Annotated in this window: 21 protein-coding genes; 20 read left to right on the top strand and 1 reads right to left on the bottom strand. The window is 54.7% G+C overall.

The window, feature by feature from the left end; genetic code table 11:
- The first annotated feature begins 31 nt into the window (after window positions 1-31).
- The 4 genes from VK70_RS13975 to VK70_RS13960 all read left to right on the top strand — a co-directional run bounded on the left by VK70_RS13975 (window position 32) and on the right by VK70_RS13960 (window position 3790).
- Window positions 32-523 carry a YqhR family membrane protein gene (locus VK70_RS13975; RefSeq protein WP_025693954.1) on the top strand — a complete coding sequence of 164 codons (492 nt, stop codon included), beginning with the start codon at window positions 32-34 and terminating at the stop codon, window positions 521-523.
- Between the two features lie 75 nt (window positions 524-598).
- Complete coding sequence (locus VK70_RS13970; protein WP_025693953.1) at window positions 599-1669, top strand: M24 family metallopeptidase; 1071 nt, start codon at window positions 599-601, stop codon at window positions 1667-1669.
- 93 nt (window positions 1670-1762) lie between these two features.
- Window positions 1763-2320 (top strand): elongation factor P, encoded by a 558-nt coding sequence (efp, locus tag VK70_RS13965; protein WP_025693952.1) that lies wholly within the window; start codon window positions 1763-1765, stop codon window positions 2318-2320.
- 216 nt (window positions 2321-2536) lie between these two features.
- On the top strand, window positions 2537-3790 hold the full coding sequence (locus tag VK70_RS13960) for an aspartate kinase (protein WP_025693951.1): 1254 nt from the start codon (window positions 2537-2539) through the stop codon (window positions 3788-3790).
- A gap of 144 nt (window positions 3791-3934) precedes the next feature.
- Here the strand turns inward: VK70_RS13960 and VK70_RS13955 are convergent, their stop codons facing one another.
- Window positions 3935-4795 carry a YitT family protein gene (locus VK70_RS13955; protein ID WP_046724278.1) on the bottom strand — a complete coding sequence of 287 codons (861 nt, stop codon included), beginning with the start codon at window positions 4793-4795 and terminating at the stop codon, window positions 3935-3937.
- A 262-nt stretch (window positions 4796-5057) separates the two neighbouring features.
- Here VK70_RS13955 and VK70_RS13950 point away from each other — a divergent pair, with 262 nt between their 5' ends.
- The 16 genes from VK70_RS13950 (at window position 5058) to folD (ending at window position 16747) form a co-directional block, all read left to right on the top strand.
- Entirely contained in the window at window positions 5058-5321 is a 264-nt protein-coding gene (locus tag VK70_RS13950) for a YqhV family protein (RefSeq protein WP_025691606.1), read from the top strand.
- An 82-nt stretch (window positions 5322-5403) separates the two neighbouring features.
- Complete coding sequence (gene spoIIIAA / locus VK70_RS13945; protein ID WP_046723417.1) at window positions 5404-6402, top strand: stage III sporulation protein AA; 999 nt, start codon at window positions 5404-5406, stop codon at window positions 6400-6402.
- Window positions 6395-6913 carry a stage III sporulation protein SpoIIIAB gene (spoIIIAB, locus tag VK70_RS13940; RefSeq protein ID WP_025699271.1) on the top strand — a complete coding sequence of 173 codons (519 nt, stop codon included), beginning with the start codon at window positions 6395-6397 and terminating at the stop codon, window positions 6911-6913. Before spoIIIAA ends, spoIIIAB begins: the two co-directional genes overlap by 8 nt.
- A gap of 13 nt (window positions 6914-6926) precedes the next feature.
- Window positions 6927-7130, top strand: coding sequence for a stage III sporulation protein AC (gene spoIIIAC / locus VK70_RS13935; RefSeq protein ID WP_025335735.1), 204 nt, complete (start codon window positions 6927-6929; stop codon window positions 7128-7130).
- An 8-nt stretch (window positions 7131-7138) separates the two neighbouring features.
- The gene (spoIIIAD, locus tag VK70_RS13930; RefSeq protein ID WP_025699269.1) at window positions 7139-7528 is read left to right on the top strand and encodes a stage III sporulation protein AD; all 390 of its coding nucleotides are present in this window, start codon (window positions 7139-7141) and stop codon (window positions 7526-7528) included.
- Between the two features lie 50 nt (window positions 7529-7578).
- Window positions 7579-8961 carry a stage III sporulation protein AE gene (gene spoIIIAE, locus VK70_RS13925; protein WP_025699267.1) on the top strand — a complete coding sequence of 461 codons (1383 nt, stop codon included), beginning with the start codon at window positions 7579-7581 and terminating at the stop codon, window positions 8959-8961.
- A 22-nt stretch (window positions 8962-8983) separates the two neighbouring features.
- Window positions 8984-9742, top strand: coding sequence for a stage III sporulation protein AF (gene spoIIIAF, locus VK70_RS13920; protein WP_025699265.1), 759 nt, complete (start codon window positions 8984-8986; stop codon window positions 9740-9742).
- A gap of 41 nt (window positions 9743-9783) precedes the next feature.
- Window positions 9784-10425: a stage III sporulation protein AG gene (gene spoIIIAG, locus VK70_RS13915; protein ID WP_025699263.1), complete on the top strand. Its 642-nt coding sequence runs from the start codon at window positions 9784-9786 to the stop codon at window positions 10423-10425.
- 64 nt (window positions 10426-10489) lie between these two features.
- Window positions 10490-11425: a SpoIIIAH-like family protein gene (locus VK70_RS13910; RefSeq protein WP_046723414.1), complete on the top strand. Its 936-nt coding sequence runs from the start codon at window positions 10490-10492 to the stop codon at window positions 11423-11425.
- Window positions 11426-11671: 246 nt separating this feature from the next.
- The gene (gene accB / locus VK70_RS13905) at window positions 11672-12190 is read left to right on the top strand and encodes an acetyl-CoA carboxylase biotin carboxyl carrier protein (RefSeq protein WP_025697279.1); all 519 of its coding nucleotides are present in this window, start codon (window positions 11672-11674) and stop codon (window positions 12188-12190) included.
- Between the two features lie 16 nt (window positions 12191-12206).
- Entirely contained in the window at window positions 12207-13550 is a 1344-nt protein-coding gene (gene accC / locus VK70_RS13900) for an acetyl-CoA carboxylase biotin carboxylase subunit (RefSeq protein WP_025697278.1), read from the top strand.
- Window positions 13551-13662: 112 nt separating this feature from the next.
- Window positions 13663-14079, top strand: a complete 417-nt coding sequence (locus tag VK70_RS13895) for an Asp23/Gls24 family envelope stress response protein (protein WP_025697276.1) — start codon at window positions 13663-13665, stop codon at window positions 14077-14079.
- A gap of 75 nt (window positions 14080-14154) precedes the next feature.
- Window positions 14155-14694 (top strand): alkaline shock response membrane anchor protein AmaP, encoded by a 540-nt coding sequence (gene amaP / locus VK70_RS13890; RefSeq protein ID WP_025697274.1) that lies wholly within the window; start codon window positions 14155-14157, stop codon window positions 14692-14694.
- Window positions 14695-14709: 15 nt separating this feature from the next.
- Window positions 14710-14940: a DUF2273 domain-containing protein gene (locus tag VK70_RS13885; protein WP_025697272.1), complete on the top strand. Its 231-nt coding sequence runs from the start codon at window positions 14710-14712 to the stop codon at window positions 14938-14940.
- A 387-nt stretch (window positions 14941-15327) separates the two neighbouring features.
- The gene (gene nusB / locus VK70_RS13880) at window positions 15328-15780 is read left to right on the top strand and encodes a transcription antitermination factor NusB (protein ID WP_025694706.1); all 453 of its coding nucleotides are present in this window, start codon (window positions 15328-15330) and stop codon (window positions 15778-15780) included.
- A 109-nt stretch (window positions 15781-15889) separates the two neighbouring features.
- Window positions 15890-16747, top strand: a complete 858-nt coding sequence (folD, locus tag VK70_RS13875) for a bifunctional methylenetetrahydrofolate dehydrogenase/methenyltetrahydrofolate cyclohydrolase FolD (protein ID WP_025694705.1) — start codon at window positions 15890-15892, stop codon at window positions 16745-16747.
- Window position 16748: the final 1 nt, after the last annotated feature.

Genomic DNA, 16748 nt, shown 5'->3' with positions numbered 1-16748 from the left:
ATCTATAGTAGAAAGAGGAGAGTGCGGCTTAATGGGAAATGCGGCGAGTCAGCAGCGGCAGAAGACGAATCCGTTGTTTTTTGCGATTGAGACGGGTTTTTTTGCGGGCCTTATCTGGGGCGGATTGCACTGGATATTCTATGCGCTTCGATTTACGAAGGTAATTCCGGGCTTTCTGGGCGAGCCGGTCTTTCGGCATAAATTTCTGATATCGGCCGCCGGTCAGCTAACAGGGTATCTGCTGTTCATCGGCTTCTCGGTTCTTTGTTCCATCTTGTATGTTCTGGTTTTCCGCAAAATAAAGGGGCCTTGGGCAGGTATGATCTATGGAATCGTATGGTGGTCAGTGCTCATTCTGGCCTGCTCCTGGTCCCTCCTGATGCAGCCGCCTTTTCGGCTTCCCTGGAATTCATTAATCAGTGAATTTTGCCTGTTCCTCCTATGGGGACTGTTCATTGGCTATACGGCCGCGACCGAATACACGGATGAGCGCAAGAGGGACAGCAGTAAGGGAATGGCCTGACGATCAAAAAAACTTCTCAGTTGGCATGGCCCTATGTTACAATACAATGTGGCTATTTTCGAGAGGAGAATGATCATGGGCAACAACCGGGTCTCCAAACTGCGGAAGGTAGTACAGGATCGCGGTCTGGATGCGATGTTAATCACGAGCAGCATTAACCGCCGCTATTTGAGCGGATTTACCGGTTCATCCGGCTATGTGCTGATTACGGGCGACGAGAGCTATTTGCTGACCGACTTCCGTTACATGACCCAGGCTTCGGAACAGGCGAAGGGACTTAAGGTCGTGCAGCATGGGCCAAAGTTTATCGATACGGTTCGCGAACTGCTGCCGAAGGGCGGGCAGGTACGCCTTGGCTTTGAGCAGGACGACGTGTCCTATGGCGCCTATACGTCATACGCGGAAGCGCTGAAGCCGGCCGAACTCGTTCCGGTATCTCAAGCGGTGGAGAAGCTTCGCATGTTCAAGGATGAAGATGAGCTCGCCGTGATGAGAAGAGCTGCGGATCTTGCCGACGACACGTTCCGGCACATTCTGAATGTGATTAAGCCGGGCATGACCGAGCGGGACGTCGATCTGGAAATGGAATTCTACATGCGGAGCCACGGGGCGACCGCCTCGTCCTTCGATACGATCGTGGCTTCCGGAGAACGCTCCTCCATGCCCCATGGCGTTGCGAGTCAGAAGGTCATTCAGAACAATGAATTCGTGACGTTTGACTTTGGCGCGCTGCTGGACGGCTACTGCTCCGATATCACGCGGACGATCGCGCTGGGCAGCCCTGACCCTAAACTTAAAGAGATTTACGACATCGTGCTTGAGGCTCAGCTGTACGCGCTGGAGCATATTAAGCCGGGCATGACCGGCAAGGAATGCGACGCTTTGTCACGGGATATTATCACCCGCTATGGCTACGGAGAGCAGTTCGGGCATAGTCTTGGCCACGGCCTTGGCATGGAAGTTCATGAGTGGCCGCGGCTGTCGAAGCTCAGCGACGATGTGCTTCAGCCGGGTATGGTTGTCACCGTTGAGCCGGGCATCTATGTGCCGGGACTCGGAGGCGTCCGCATTGAGGATGATGTAGTCGTAACGGAGACCGGCGTCGAGAGATTGACCCATTCATCCAAGGATTACACCGTTCTCTAAATTTCGGTAGAACCGCCCTGCTAGGTTACGGCCGAAATAGTTTAATTGTTCTCATAAGGACAAGTTATTTTCGAATTCAGGAGGGGTTTATTAGTGATTTCCGTAAACGATTTTAAAACAGGCCTGACCGTTGAGGTGGACGGCGACATTTTTACCGTGTTGGACTTCCAGCATGTTAAACCGGGCAAGGGCGCGGCGTTCGTCCGCTCCAAGCTGAAGAACCTGCGCAACGGCAACACCGTTGAACGCACTTTCCGTGCGGGCGAGACGATCGGCCGCGCCATCATCGAGAACCGTGCCGTGCAATATCTGTATGCGAGCGCTTCCGAGCATGTGTTCATGGACAACCAAACCTATGATCAGTTCAGCCTTGATGCTGATCAGCTCGAGTGGGAACTGAATTTCCTTAAAGAGAACATGACGGTTAACATCGTCAGCTACCAGGGCGAGCTTCTTGGCATCAATCTGCCGACCAGCGTTGAGCTCAAGGTCGTGGAAACCGAGCCGGGCGTGAAAGGCAATACAGCACAAGGCGCGACGAAGGCGGCCAAGCTGGAGACCGGACATACCGTACAGGTGCCGCTCTTTATTAACGAGGATGACGTTCTCTTGGTCGATACACGCGAAGGCAAGTATATTTCCCGCGCGTAAGACTGCTCCGTTTAGTTACGCCGTGATACCGCCCTCCCCGCATGGATGCGGGGAGGTTTTGGCGTTCACGGGCTCGTTCATGAGCTTGAGATATGTCGCTATTTTTTTGCAAAAATAATTAACGCAACCGGTCACTTTCGTATTATACTGTGTAAAAGCGGGAAACCGAATGTATTAACTGCTACATAGAATTTGAAGTAGGGAGTGAATGAGGCTTTGTCACTTTATGTCATGAAATTCGGAGGCAGCTCCGTAGGCGACACCGAGCGCATGAAGCGGGTTGCCAAACGCATCGCAGACAAGCAGGATGAGGGCCATCGCTGTGTCGTGGTCGTCTCCGCCATGGGGGACACGACCGACGATCTGATCGATCAGGCCAAGCTGCTCAGCAGCGAGCTGCCTGCGCGCGAGATGGACATGCTGATGACGACAGGGGAGCAGATCTCCATTGCGCTGCTAACCATCGCTCTATCCGGCATTGGACGGGAAGCTGTTTCCTATACCGGCTGGCAGGCCGGCTTCCGCACGGATGAGACACATGGACGGGCGCGGATTAACGAGATTGTGCCCCGCCGAGTGCTGGAAGCGCTGGAGAAAGACAAGATTGTAATCGTTGCCGGCTTTCAAGGGATGACGATGGACGGCGAGATTACGACGCTCGGACGCGGCGGCTCCGATACGACGGCGGTTGCGCTGGCTGCGGCGATCAAGGCGGATGTGTGCGAGATCTATACCGACGTTGATGGTGTATATTCCACCGACCCGCGCATCGTGAAGAACGCGCGCAAGCTTAAGGAAATCTCATATGACGAAATGCTGGAGCTCGCCAATCTGGGCGCCGCCGTGCTGCATCCGCGCGCGGTGGAATACGCAAAGCGCTACCAGGTGAAGCTGGTTGTGCGGTCGAGCTTTAATTATAACGAAGGTACTGTGGTGAAGGAGGAAGCAAGCATGGAGCAGGGAGTGGCGGTAAGCGGCATCGCATACGACAAAAGTGTGGCTCGGATCAGCATCTCGGGAGTGGCCGATGTTCCCGGCGTACTGGCTCAAGTGTTCGGAAAGCTGGCAGATGAAGGCATCAACGTCGACATCATCGTGCAGAGCGGCGTACAGAACGGGGAAGCGGATTTCTCCTTCACCGTCTCGCTGGACGAAATGGAAAAGGCCAAGGAGGTTATCCGGCAAATCAGACAAGAATTGCCATACCGCGAAGTAACCTCGGAAGATAATCTGGTCAAGATCTCCATCGTTGGCGCGGGGATGGTCAGCCATCCCGGTGTGGCGGCGCAGATGTTCGACGTGATTTCAAGTCTTGGAATCAGCATCAAGATGGTCAGCACCTCCGAGATCAAGGTGTCCTGCGTTGTGGAGTCCGGCAAGCTTCTAGAGATTATCCAGGCGCTGCATACGGCGTACGGTCTGGATACCGACCAGCAGGTGTTTGTAGGCGGTCCGCAGGAACGCCGGTAGACTATCATCACAGCTTGAAAAAGTTTCAAGCTGAATAATCCACAAATTTTCTATACAGCAAGCAGCAACAAGGGACTGCCCCGCGAGCCTGAGAAGGCTTTCGGCAGTCCCTTTTTTTAATGGATAAGAATGTGTAAGCTGCCCTTATGCCAGCCGTTTGAACCTCCCCAGAATTTCCACTGTCTCCAGCACATTGACGAACGCGGATGGATCGACCTCGATAACCGTCTTGCGCAGTTCCGCAAGCTCGTACCGCGTGGTGACCGTCATCAGCATCGTATTACCTTCGTGACTGTAGCCCCCTTCCGTATTAACCACGGTAACGCCATGAGGAAGCCGGTTCAGCTGCGCGACCATCTCATCCTTCCGTTTCGTAACGATGAAGCAGGTCAGTTTGACATGCCGGATATGGATGATGTCAACCACCTTGCTCTTCACAAAGGTACATAGCATGGCGTACAGCGCGGAATCCCAGCTTTTCATAAATCCGAGGGTCAAAATAATTACCCCGTCCAAAATGAACAGCACCGTTCCCATCGGCACATCCCGCTTGCGGGTAATGATAGAGCCCAGAATATCGAACCCTCCCGATGATCCGCCCGCACGCAATGAGAAACCGACGCCTCCCGCAATAATAACCCCGCCGAAGATGCTGGCGAGAATCGGATCTTTGGTCACCTGCACCTGGGGAATAATCGTCAGAAACCAGGTCGTGCTGGCGACGCAGAGCATGCTGAGGAAGATGTATTTTTTCCCTACGGCAACGAAGCCCCAGAGCAGAATCGGCAGATTGATGCCGAAATAGATGAGCGAAATATACTTGGGATTGGTCAAGTAACCGATGACGGACGCCGTTCCGGCCACTCCTCCGCTGAGCAGCTGATGCGGGATGAGGAACAGTTTGAGACCGGCGGCTACCAGGAGGGCGGAAAGTACGACAATGGCTGCTTCTCTGGCCGTTTTGGCAAGACTTTCAAAAGTGTTGACTACTGCTTGATGACGCATGTGCATGGAAGCATTCCTTTCTGTATCATGACTTGGTTATCCTATTTGCCAAAAATATTTTATCACACTGATGAGATTTTTCTATCACTTTTTTTCGCAATGGTTTCTTTTCCATATATATTGGATTGCTGTACCCGATTTTATGCCCGGATTCTTGTTGTCTAAAGCGGGACAATCCCGCATATCTATGAATATAACAGTCGGGAACCGGCGGCTTTCGGAAGACGCGCCGAAATTTCGGGCAGAGGGGGCTATAACGAAGGTGGACAAGTATGTGAGCTGGATGGCTATTCTGCGGATGCTGTCGGGCAGCGCGGAAATCACTGCTGCGCTGATCATGCTGCGGTTAAACCAGGTGGACAAGGCGCTTGCGGTTAACTCGGGGCTTGCGCTGGTCGGTCCGACCGTGCTGATTCTGACGACGGCTATCGGACTAACCGGCATGGCGAAGGATCTCTCTCCAGGCAAGCTGGCCTGGGTGGGTATAGGCGTGGCGTGTCTCTTAATCGGCATTTTCAAAAAATGATAGATTGGTAGTCATATTGCGAACGTACAAGCATAGATATGGAATAAAGCATTCTATAGAGGACAACTTGGGGGTACGGTTTATGGCCAACGACTGGCTTCAATTATTTCCCGAAAAAGTGAAAGCCGCGCTGTCCCGGCTGCCGGTTACGCTGCTGGAGACGGTGGAAGAAATCCGCATCAGGGAAGGACGTCCGCTGGAAATCAATTATGCAGGCAAATACCATTTTGTAGACGCGGCCGGGCGGCTGACCCTGGAATCGGAGGAGGCATATAGACCGGACCGCGAGGACAGCCACCGGATGCTTGATCTGATCAGCAACCATTCCCTGTACACAATGGAAGAAGAGCTTCGTAAGGGATTCATCACTATCCCGGGAGGACACCGCATCGGACTTGCCGGGCGGACGGTTCTGAGCGGAGGCAGCGTAGGCCATCTGCGGGACATCGGCGGATTCAACGTCCGGATCGCAAGAGAGATTCCCGGAGTCGCCGACCGGCTTCTGCCGCATCTTCTGGACGGGAGCCGCCAGCGGGTCATGCACACGCTCATTTTGTCCCCGCCCCAGCACGGGAAGACAACGCTGCTCCGTGATCTCGCCCGGCAGATTTCCGCCGGGAGCAAGGGAGGAAGGGAAGGGCGGAGGCCCGGCCTCAAGGTAGGCATCGTGGACGAGCGTTCCGAGATCGCCGGAAGCCGAAGAGGAATTCCCGCCTTCGATATTGGCCCGCGTACAGATGTGCTGGACGGCTGTCCCAAAGCCGAGGGCATGATGATGATGATTCGCTCCCTTTCGCCGGATGTACTGATTGCGGACGAAATCGGCCGGCCGGAGGATGCAGAGGCGGTAACCGAGGCGCTGCACGCCGGAATTACGGTTCTGGCGGCCGCGCACGGCCGGGAAGTGTCCGAGCTGGCCTTAAGGCCCGGCCTGGGCAGGCTGATCGAGCTGGGGATGTTCGAAAGGTATGTCATCCTCCGCCGGTCGGCGGGAGAACTCTCCTTCCGCGTGCTGGACGGCCGCAAACGCTCGCTCCCGGTATACTCCGGAGAAGACAGAGGAGGCGAACGCCATGCTTAAGCTTCTCGGCGCCGCGATGATTCTGCTCGCGGCCACGCTGGCGGGCTTCAGGCGGGCCGGCCAGTATGCGGACCGGCCCCGGCACATCCGCGGTCTGATCGCCGCGCTTCAGCGGCTGGAGACCGAGATCATGTACGGCTATACGCCGCTGCCGGAGGCGATGAAGCGGATCGCCGTCCAGTCGAGGGAGCCGCTCAAGGGCTTCTTCGCCGCAGCCGCAGAAGGCATGTGCGCGCCGCGTAACGAAAGCGCGCAGGAAGCGGTGGGCCGGGCGATGGAAACGCACTGGAAGGCGACCGCGATGAAGGCGCCGGAGCAGGAAGTTCTCCGGCAGCTAAGCTGCACCCTGGGCACCAGCGACCGAGGCAATCAAGTGAACCATATTACGCTGGCGCTGCAGCAGCTGAAGCAGGAGGAGATTTCGGCCCGCGAGGACCAGGCCAAGTACGAGAAAGTAAGCAAAAGCCTGGGACTGCTGCTGGGGGCGCTCATCGTCATTTTGATCTTTTAGCGAGGTGCCAGGAATGAATATTGAAGTCAATGCGATCTTTCAAATTGCCGGCATCGGCATCATTATCGCCATGATTCATACCGTCCTCAAGCAGATGGGCAAAGAGGATATAGCCCATTGGGTGACCGTCATCGGCTTCGTCGTCGTGCTGTTCATGGTCATCCGGATGCTGGACGGACTGCTGCAGGAAATCAAGACGATCTTTCTTTTTCAATAGGCCGCGCCATGGAAATCATTCAAATCGTAGGAATCGGGCTGATGTCGACCGTTCTCATTCTTGTGCTGAAAGAACAAAAACCAATCTTCGCTTTTTTGCTGGCCGCGGCTACGGGCATACTCATCTTCCTGTTTCTGATCGGCAAAATCGGCGGCGTCATATCCACGCTTCAGCGGCTCGCGGAGTCTTCGGGCATGGAGACCGTATATCTCAAGACCGTGTTCAAAATTATTGGCATCGCCTATATCGCGGAGTTCGGAGCCCAGATCGTACGCGACGCGGGTCAGGAATCGATCGCTTCCAAAATCGAACTGGCCGGCAAAGTGCTGATTATGACGCTGGCTGTGCCGATCATCGGCATCATTATTGAGACGGTCATGAAGCTGCTGCCGGCGTAAGGCGCTATAAGGCCAGCCAGGCTTATCTGCAATCGAAAGGAGCAACGGCAATGAAAAAGCGCGGCATATTCCGTCCTCCCAAACTTAGTGCCGCGCTGCTGCTTCTCTGTCTCGTGTTGATCGGATGGAGCCGGGCTGCCAACGCGTCGCCTGTGGGCGAACCGGGAATGGCCGCAGGCCAATTCGGCAATAACCCGGGTCAAGCGGAGGCATATACGAACCAAACCGGGACTAGTCCGGTCGAATCCGGAAATTCAGCGAATCAAGCTCGAGCAGCGGCGGAGCAGGCCGTGACTTCAGCGGCGTCAAGCGGGGCGCAAACCGGTCAGACCGGAACGCCGATAGACCAATGGGTAAAGAGCCAGGTGGACGAACTGCCCAAAGACGAGGTCGAGAGGTACTGGGACCAGTTGATGAAGGATTACGGCGGCTTTTTTCCTGATGGGGCCACTCCTTCGCTCATGGATATGCTGCTGCCGGGCGGGAAAGGGCTTAGCCTGCAAAATGTGGTACTAGGACTCTTATCTTACATGTGGCATGAAGTGCTCTACAACGGCAAGCTGCTCGTCACGATCGTGATGATCAGCGTGATGAGCATGATTCTGGAGACACTGCAGACGGCGTTTGAGCGCAAGATGGTGAGTAAGGTGGCGTATACGATCTGCTTCATGGTGGTGCTGGTTATCGCGGTTAACAGCTTTAATGTGGCCATCGGCTATGCCAAGGACGCCATCGACCGGATGATCGACTTCATGATGGCGATGATTCCGCTGCTGTTCGCTCTGCTTGCTTCGATGGGCAATATCGTAACCGTCTCGGTGACCCATCCCCTGATCGTGTTCATGATCCATACGGTCGGCACTTTGATCCATACCATGGTGTTTCCGCTGCTGTTCTTCTCGGCGGTTCTGCATCTGGTAAGCTCCATCTCTGACAAATATACGCTAACCCACCTTGCGAATTTGCTGCGTAATATCGGCATGGCGGTGCTTGGGGTACTGCTGACCGTCTTTTTGGGCGTCATTTCCGTCAGGGGCATTACGAGTTCGGTTACGGACGGAGTAACGTTAAAGGCGGCAAAGTACATCACCGGTAATTTCGTACCCGTTATCGGCAAAATGTTCGCGGACGCAACCGACACCGTCATAACCGCCTCACTGCTGGTGAAGAATGCGATTGGGCTGTCAGGGGTGATCATCATCCTGTTCCTATGCGCGTTCCCGGCGATCAAAATCCTTGTGCTGGCTATCATTTACAACGTAGCCGGAGCCGTGATGCAGCCGCTCGGCGACACACCGATCGTATCCTGCCTGCAGACCATCGGAAAGAGCATGGTCTATGTGTTCGCCGCCCTGGCCGCCGTTTCGCTCATGTTCTTTCTGGCGGTCACCATCATGCTGACGGCGGGAAATGTCACGGTCATGATGAGATGACGGGGTACAAAGGAGGTAGCTCATGAGCTGGCTGGGAGGATGGCTGCGGGAGATCATTTTAATCGTGCTGCTGGCGACGTTTGTTGAGCTTCTGCTCCCGAGCAAGTCGATGGAGCGCTATGCCAGGCTTGTGCTCAGCCTGCTGATTCTGCTGACGCTGCTCAGCCCCATTGTCTCGCTGCTGAAAGGCAACGCGGCGTCCGAGCTCAGCCTGGCTTTCAACCGGGCGGACGGCGGGAGGTCCGGGCAGACCGGAACGGCAGACGCTGAGCTTCAAAAAATATTGGCGGACGGGCGAAAGCTTGCTGCGGGGGGCAGGGACCAAAGCCTGAAGCTGGCCGCGCAGCAAATTGCCGGACAGATGAAAGAGCAGATTGCCGCAGAGACGGGGAAGCGCGGAGCGAATGTGAACGTAACGCTAGCTTTGACGAATGAGGCGGACGGCGCCTGGACTCCGGCCATAACTCAGGTCGTTGTCACGCTTCCCGGTGAAGCCGGCGCCGCCCAAGGCAATGCGCCCGGCGGTTCCGGCAGCGGCGGAAGCACTCCGATCATGGTTCAACCCGTGGAGGATATCAAAGTTGAACTTGGCGGGGGAGAGACAGGGCTGAAGGAACAGGGCGCAAGCGGAGGCGGGGACGCTCCGGCGGCGGCCGGGACGAATCAAGGAAGCGGAACTGGCGGTGCGGACGCTGAAGCGGTAACGGCCCTGCTGGAGAAGAACTGGAGCCTTGATCCCGGCAAGATAAAAGTAGTGGACAGCGGCACAGACAAATGGTAAAGGCAGGGTTCATCTGACTGGAGGAAGGAGGGTAAACGATAATGGGCAATTGGCTGAAGAAGCTGGAGCAACTGGTCGGCGGCGGGTCCGATAATCCGAAGCGAAACCACACGTTCCGCTGGCTGATCATCCTGGGTCTGTTGGGCGTGGCGATTATGCTGTTCAATTCCTTTGTCAATGTGAAGAAGCTCGACAGTGAGAATACGGAGAGAGAACCGCCACAAACCCAGAACTCGCAGGCGGCCATGCAGCAGGAGACAGGTGAAAGCGCCAGTTCATTTGACGGCATCGAGCGGGAAATGGAGAACCAGATGAAAGGCATACTGGAGCAGATCGTCGGGGTCGGCACGGTGGATATTATGGTGACCGTGGATTCCACCGAGGAGGTCATCGTGCAGCGCAATGTGAATGATTCGCAGCAGCTCAGTGACGAGACCGACGCGAACGGCGGCAAGCGCCACACAACCACGTACACGAGAAACGGCGAAATCGTCACTTACAGCCAGTCCGGAGACCAGACGCCGATCATTACCAAAAGAATCAAGCCCCAGGTTCGCGGCGTGCTCATTGTCGCCAAGGGAGCCGAGAACAAGGTGGTGAAAGGGCTGATCATGCAGGCGGTGGAAAAAGCGCTGAACGTCCCAAGCTACCGCATTTCCGTTGTGCCGCGCAAGCAGGAATAAGAAGCGCGAAAGGGTATGGATTCGGCAGACGAATCTGAAGGAAGAGCAAAAAGGAGGAAAAGTAATGAATGGCAAAAGACAAACAATCTGGTTGGTGTCTATGCTCAGCTTGATGGTGGTTCTCTCCGCTTACTATTTGTTCACGGAGGACTCGGGCTCTTCTTCGCCCAAGGATACAGCCGGAACGATTCAAGTGGATACCGTTAAGGATTCGGGCGCCGCGCTTCCGTCGGCGGCTGACAGCGGCGCGACGGCAAGCGAAGTGACTCCGCAAGGCGGCGATTCGGCCGCTGATCCGAACGCAGCCTCCGATTCGGCTGCGGCCGCCGACCCGAACGCCTTGGCCGACCCGAACGCCGCGGCAAGCTCAACGGAAGGCGATTCCAGCTCTGCTTCGGCGGGAACGGATGACGGTAAATCGGAGGCAGATCAGGCGGCGGAAGGCGCCAAGGATCAGGCATCGGCTTCGGCCCCCGCTTCATCCGCTCCAGCTTCATCGGCTCCCGCTCCATCGGCTCCCGCCGCATCAGCGAAGCCGGGAACGGCTTCATTGGATAGCGGTAAGGATGCCGCTTCGGCAGACAGCGGCGTATCGAAGGACGACGCGGCTGTTCTGAATGAAGTCGCATCGCAAAGCACTTCTGCTTCCAGTCAGTTCACCAACTACCTGTACGAACGAGAGCAGAAGAACCTGAAAGAGCAGCAGGATCTGATGGCTGCGATCAACGATATGGACAAATCGCCGGCGGACAGCGCGGCCGCGCAAGAGCAGCTGCATCAGCTCGAAGAGAAGGAATCCAAAATCAACGGAATCGAAGAAAAGCTTCAACAACAGTACAGCGAAGCCATCGTCAAGGAAGAGAACAATGATTCCTATAAGGTGGTTGTGCTCAGCGACAAGCTGGATGTGAAACAGGCGGCCTCGATCATCGATCTGGTCATGAAAGAGCTGAGCGTTTCACAGGATAAAGTAAGCGTACAGCATGTATCGGATAAGTAATACGAATACAAATCACGCCAGGAATTGGCAAAAAAGCTCGGGTCATCCCGGGCTCTTTCCATTTCCTGCGTTTGTGTTATAATACATAAAGTTATCATGGAAAATAGGTGGATTAGCATTGCAGCTGGTCATTTGCGCTATGTTGTACGAGTGACGGTTGACGTTCCCGAAAGGGCGCCGAAGCCGGTTCATCTTATCCGCCGAGTGGCGGGTTCGAGAGAAAGCTGAAGGAGTGAATTGATCGAAATGTTCAAATTAAGTGAAATTAAGGAATTGATCGAATTGCTGGACCAGACCTCTTCCGTGCATGAGCTGGAGATTGAAAGCGAAGGAATGAAACTGGCTATCCGCAAACCGGACCGTTCCGAGGCTGCGGAAGCGCATGTAGTTCCGGCAGCGCCTTTTCCTTACCCCTTTACGCCTGCTCCACAGCCGCCCGCACCGCAGCAGATTGTCGGGCAAGCTCCCCCCAGTCCCGCCGCTCCACAGCAAGAGACGGTCTCTGCTCCCGCAGAGGGAACCTTACATAAAATCGTTTCTCCGATGGTGGGGACGTTCTACACCGCAGCTTCGCCTGATTTGCCTTCGTTCGTAAGCGTTGGCGACCGGGTGACCGAGAAGTCGACAGTCTGCATTATCGAAGCGATGAAGCTGATGAACGAACTGGAAGCCGAAGTCCGCGGGGAAATTGTGTCCGTACTTGTGGAGAACGGCCAGCTTGTTGAGTACGGCCAGCCCTTGTTCCTGGTGAAGCCGGAATCTTAGAATCGGGAGGAAAGTAATGAATATACAAAAAGTGTTGATCGCCAACCGGGGGGAAATTGCCGTTCGGATTATTCGCGCCTGCCGCGAATTGGGCATCTCCACCGTTGCAGTCTATTCGGAACCCGACCGCGATTCGCTGCATGTCCGGCTGGCCGATGAAGCGTACTGCATCGGACCGACAGCTTCCAAGGACAGCTATTTGAATTTTACGAATATTATGAGCGTTGCGACCCTGACTGAATGCGACGCCATTCATCCAGGCTACGGCTTCCTTGCCGAGAATGCCGATTTCGCTGAGATTTGCGGTTCCTGCAATATCATATTTATCGGTCCGTCTCCTGAAGCCATCACCCGGATGGGAGACAAGGCTGTGGCGAAAGATACGATGAAGCAGGCCGGCGTTCCGGTTATCCCCGGTTCCGACGGTCTTGTGGAAGATGTGGAGGAAGCGGTGCTGCTTGGGAGGGAGATTGGCTATCCCGTTATCATCAAGGCTACCGCCGGAGGCGGAGGCAAAGGCATCCGCATTGCCGAAGACGAGGAATCGCTGATCAAGCAGATTACAGCCGCCCAGCAGGAAGCGCAGAAGGCGTTCGGCAACGCCGGAGTCTATATGGAGAAATATCTGACCGGCATGAAGCATGTCGAAATTCAGATTATTGCCGATAACCACGGCAACGTGGTCCATCTGGGCGAACGGGACTGTTCCGTGCAGCGCCGCCGCCAGAAGCTGGTGGAAGAGGCGCCTTGCTCCGTGCTGACGCCGGATATCCGTGAGGCGATGGGAGACGCGGCTGTCCGCGCCGCGCTGGCCGTAAATTATTCCGGTGCGGGAACGCTTGAATTTCTGCTTGGCGCAGACGGGCAGTTTTACTTTATGGAAATGAACACCCGTATTCAGGTTGAGCATCCGGTTACCGAAATGGTAACGGGGGTGGATCTGATTAAGGAAATGATTTCGGTGGCCGAGGGCAACCCCCTTTCATTCACCCAGGAGGATATCGTCATTAACGGCTGGTCGATCGAGTGCCGCATCAATGCGGAAGATCCGACCAAGAATTTCATGCCTTCTCCGGGCAAGATCGGCTTTTACCTGCCTCCGGGCGGACTTGGCGTCCGTGTGGATAGCGCCGCGTATCCCGGCGGAACGATATCGCCTTTTTATGATTCCATGATTGCGAAGCTCATCGTCTGGGCGCCTACGCGTCAGGAGGCGATTCTCAAGATGAAACGGGCTCTGGGCGAATTCGCCATAGAAGGAATACATACGACAATCTCTTTTCATCAAAAATTGCTGGAGCATCCCGTATTCCTGGACGGCCATTTCGATATCAAGTTCCTTGAAGAAAATGAAATTTAGGGCAAAGCCGCATCGTTTGTCATAAACTTCGCCAAATGATATAGTATGTTTAATGGAGAGACGTGCTTTAAGCTTGCCATCATGAACAAATGTGAAAGGTGTGAGAGACAAAATGAGTACACTGCCGACAGAATTTGAACGTACGGAAATCGGTGAAATCCAGATCGCTCCAGAAGTGATTGAGGTGATCGCGGGCCTTGCGACCGTTGAAGTTAAAGGCGTAGCGGGCATGAGCGGCGGATTTGCCGGAGGCATTGTCGAGCTGCTTGGACGCAAGAACCTTTCAAAAGGCGTTAAGGTGGAAGTCGGACAGCGCGAGGCTGCGGTGGACGTCTCCGTAATTATCGAATATGGAACCCGTCTCCCGGATGTGGCGGCGGAAATTCAGCGAAACGTCAAACGGTCCATCGAAACGATGACAGGTCTGACGGTAGTAGAAGTGAATGTGCATATTCACGACGTCCAGTTTAAGAGTGCGGATAAGAACACAGCTGCCGACGATACCGATGTTGCCCTTCGTGTGAAATAAGGACTTCCGGTCTTTCATTAAACCCCCGACGGTCAAGTCGAGGGTTTAGTCTACTTTGAGGAGGTTACGAGGCTCGTGGCCAAAATTTTAGACAGACTTTTGCTGTTTATTTACAGCTTGAGCATTGGAACATTATCTGTTATCGCCATCCTCCTGTTAAGCGGCATTCTTCCGAGGAATTTGGAAATCCGGGATTGGGAATCCGCTTATATCGCCGTGATTGTTGCTGCGGTGATTTTATTCCTGCTGAGTATCCGGTTCTTCTACATCTCCATTCGCCGGGAACGGACATCCAGTCTGTCGGTTGATCAGCGGACGGAGTACGGAGATATTCAGATTTCCATGGAAACCATTGAGAATCTCAGCCTGAAGGCTGCCGGAAGGGTCAAAGGCATCCGCGACCTGAGATCGCGCATTCGCGTCTCCCAGGCAGGACTAGAAATTATGATTCGCGGCGTAGTGGACGGCGAGCAATCGCTGCCGCTTCTGACCTCGGAAGTACAGCGGCAGGTGCATGAATATGTGCAGGATACGACGGGAGTTCCGGTTGCCGACGTGTCCGTCTATATTGCCAATCTTGCCCAGTCGCCCAGCTTCAAAAGTCGAGTGGAATAGAGGTGAGTTTCCCTTATGCCTTGGAGAGAAATATGGGAAAGTCACGGGGGTAGAATCGCCGGAGTAGCCTTTGGCTTAATTCTCGGCATCATTTATTTAATCAGCGGTTTCTGGGATATGCTGTTCTTTGCACTGGTTGTGTTCATCGGGTATACGCTTGGCGGCAGAAAAGACGCGCAGGCTCCATTGCTCCCATGGCGGGAGCTGCTGGAGCAGCTGTCGGGCCGCTGGCGTCCCTTCAAGTGAACCGCGCTAAAGCCTTTCTTTCGGAGCGAACTGGTCATTTGCGTTTCTGTGCCCGAAAGAAGGGCGGCGCGGTTTTTTTGCGTCTAAGGGTTCTGCTTTACCGTACAGGTTAAATAAGCTGCAGCCTGCGCTCGGCGCTAGAGCGGACTGGAAAATCTCCATCTAATTTGAGTATTTCGGACGGGAACGGGGAATTATGCTGAAATTATAGGGAGTTTTTCCACTTGCCTAATTCATATATGCCGGAGTGACATAATTGAACGGGGGTACTTGCGCCTAACCTTGCTACATGAGCGACTATTTGCGATACAGTGAGGGACACATCCCGCCGGACCGGCAGGTCCGCATCGGTCAAATGGAGATTGGATTAATTTAAAGGAGGAACAAATGAAAAGACGAATTGCGAGAGAAATTATCGTACAGAGCCTGTATCAGATGGAAATGAACGAGGTGGAAAGCGGCGAGGCGGTGGAAATGCTGCTGGAAGAGGCGTCGGAGGAAAATGAGACGGAGCGCGTCATTTCCGACGAGCTTCAGCTAAAGGATTATGTGCTGGACCATGTGAACGGCATCTGGGAAGCTAAACCTGCGATTGACGATATGCTGGAACATTACTTGAAGGGTTGGCAGATGAGCCGGCTGTCCCGCGTTGACCGCCAGATTTTAAGGCTTGCCGCCTATGAAATGATTTACCGGAATGACGTTCCGGCAAAGGTTGCCGTCAATGAGGCGATTGAGCTTGCCAAGCATTTCGGCACTGAGGATTCCGGCAAATTCGTCAACGGTGTGCTCGGAAAAATGATTCAGGATCTGGAAGAACTGAAGACAAACCGTTCCTAGTAAATGAAGCTGGTTCAGCAAAAGATGCTACGATGCGCCTGGTGCGCCCTTTTTTCACGAGAAGACAGCCTAACAACTATCAAAGTTCAACAAAGGGGAGATAAGTGTCATGTCAGCAGCAATCATCAGCGGTAAACTGGTTTCCGAAGAGATTCGTGTGGATATTGCCCGGGAGGTAGAGGCGCTTGCGGCGCGCGGGGTCAAGCCTGGTTTGGCTGTGGTGCTTGTAGGTGAGGACCCGGGTTCGCAGGTATATGTGAACAGCAAGGAAAAAACCTGTATCAGCCTTGGCTTCCATTCGGTAGTTCACCGGCTGCCCGCATCGACTTCCCAGGAAGAATTGCTCGCGCTCGTTGATGAGCTGAACCATGCGGACGAGATTGACGGCATTCTGGTGCAGCTTCCGCTGCCGAAGCACATCAATGAAAAAGCTGTAATCGACGCCATTTCGGTAGAGAAGGATGTCGACGGCTTCCATCCGGTTAATGTGGGCAATCTGGTCATCGGGGACGACAGCCTGCTGCCCTGCACGCCTGCCGGTGTAATTGAATTGATCAAGCGTACAGGCATCGACCTATCCGGCAAGCATGCCGTCGTTATCGGCCGCAGCAATATTGTCGGCAAGCCGGTGTCCCTGCTGCTGCAGCGCGAGAACGCTACGGTCACGATGTGCCATTCCCGCACTAGCAATATGGCCGAGCTGTGCCGGATGGCTGATGTACTGGTCGTGGCGATCGGCCGCGCCAACTTTATCGACGCTTCCTATGTGAAGCCGGGGGCGGTCGTTATCGATGTGGGCATGAACCGGCTTGATAACGGCAAGCTGGCCGGAGATGTTGACTACGACAGCGCGAAGGATGTTGCAGGCTACATTACGCCGGTACCGGGCGGCGTAGGGCCGATGACCATTACGATGCTGATGGTCAACACGCTGACCGCGGCGAAGCGCCGCTACGGTTTGGAATAGG

It is taken from the genome of Paenibacillus durus ATCC 35681 (assembly GCF_000993825.1).
In the GTDB taxonomy this organism is placed as follows: Bacteria; Bacillota; Bacilli; order Paenibacillales; family Paenibacillaceae; genus Paenibacillus_AQ; species Paenibacillus_AQ durus_B.
Note: the sequence above shows the minus strand (reverse complement) of the source record. Positions and strands in the feature narration are given on the sequence as shown.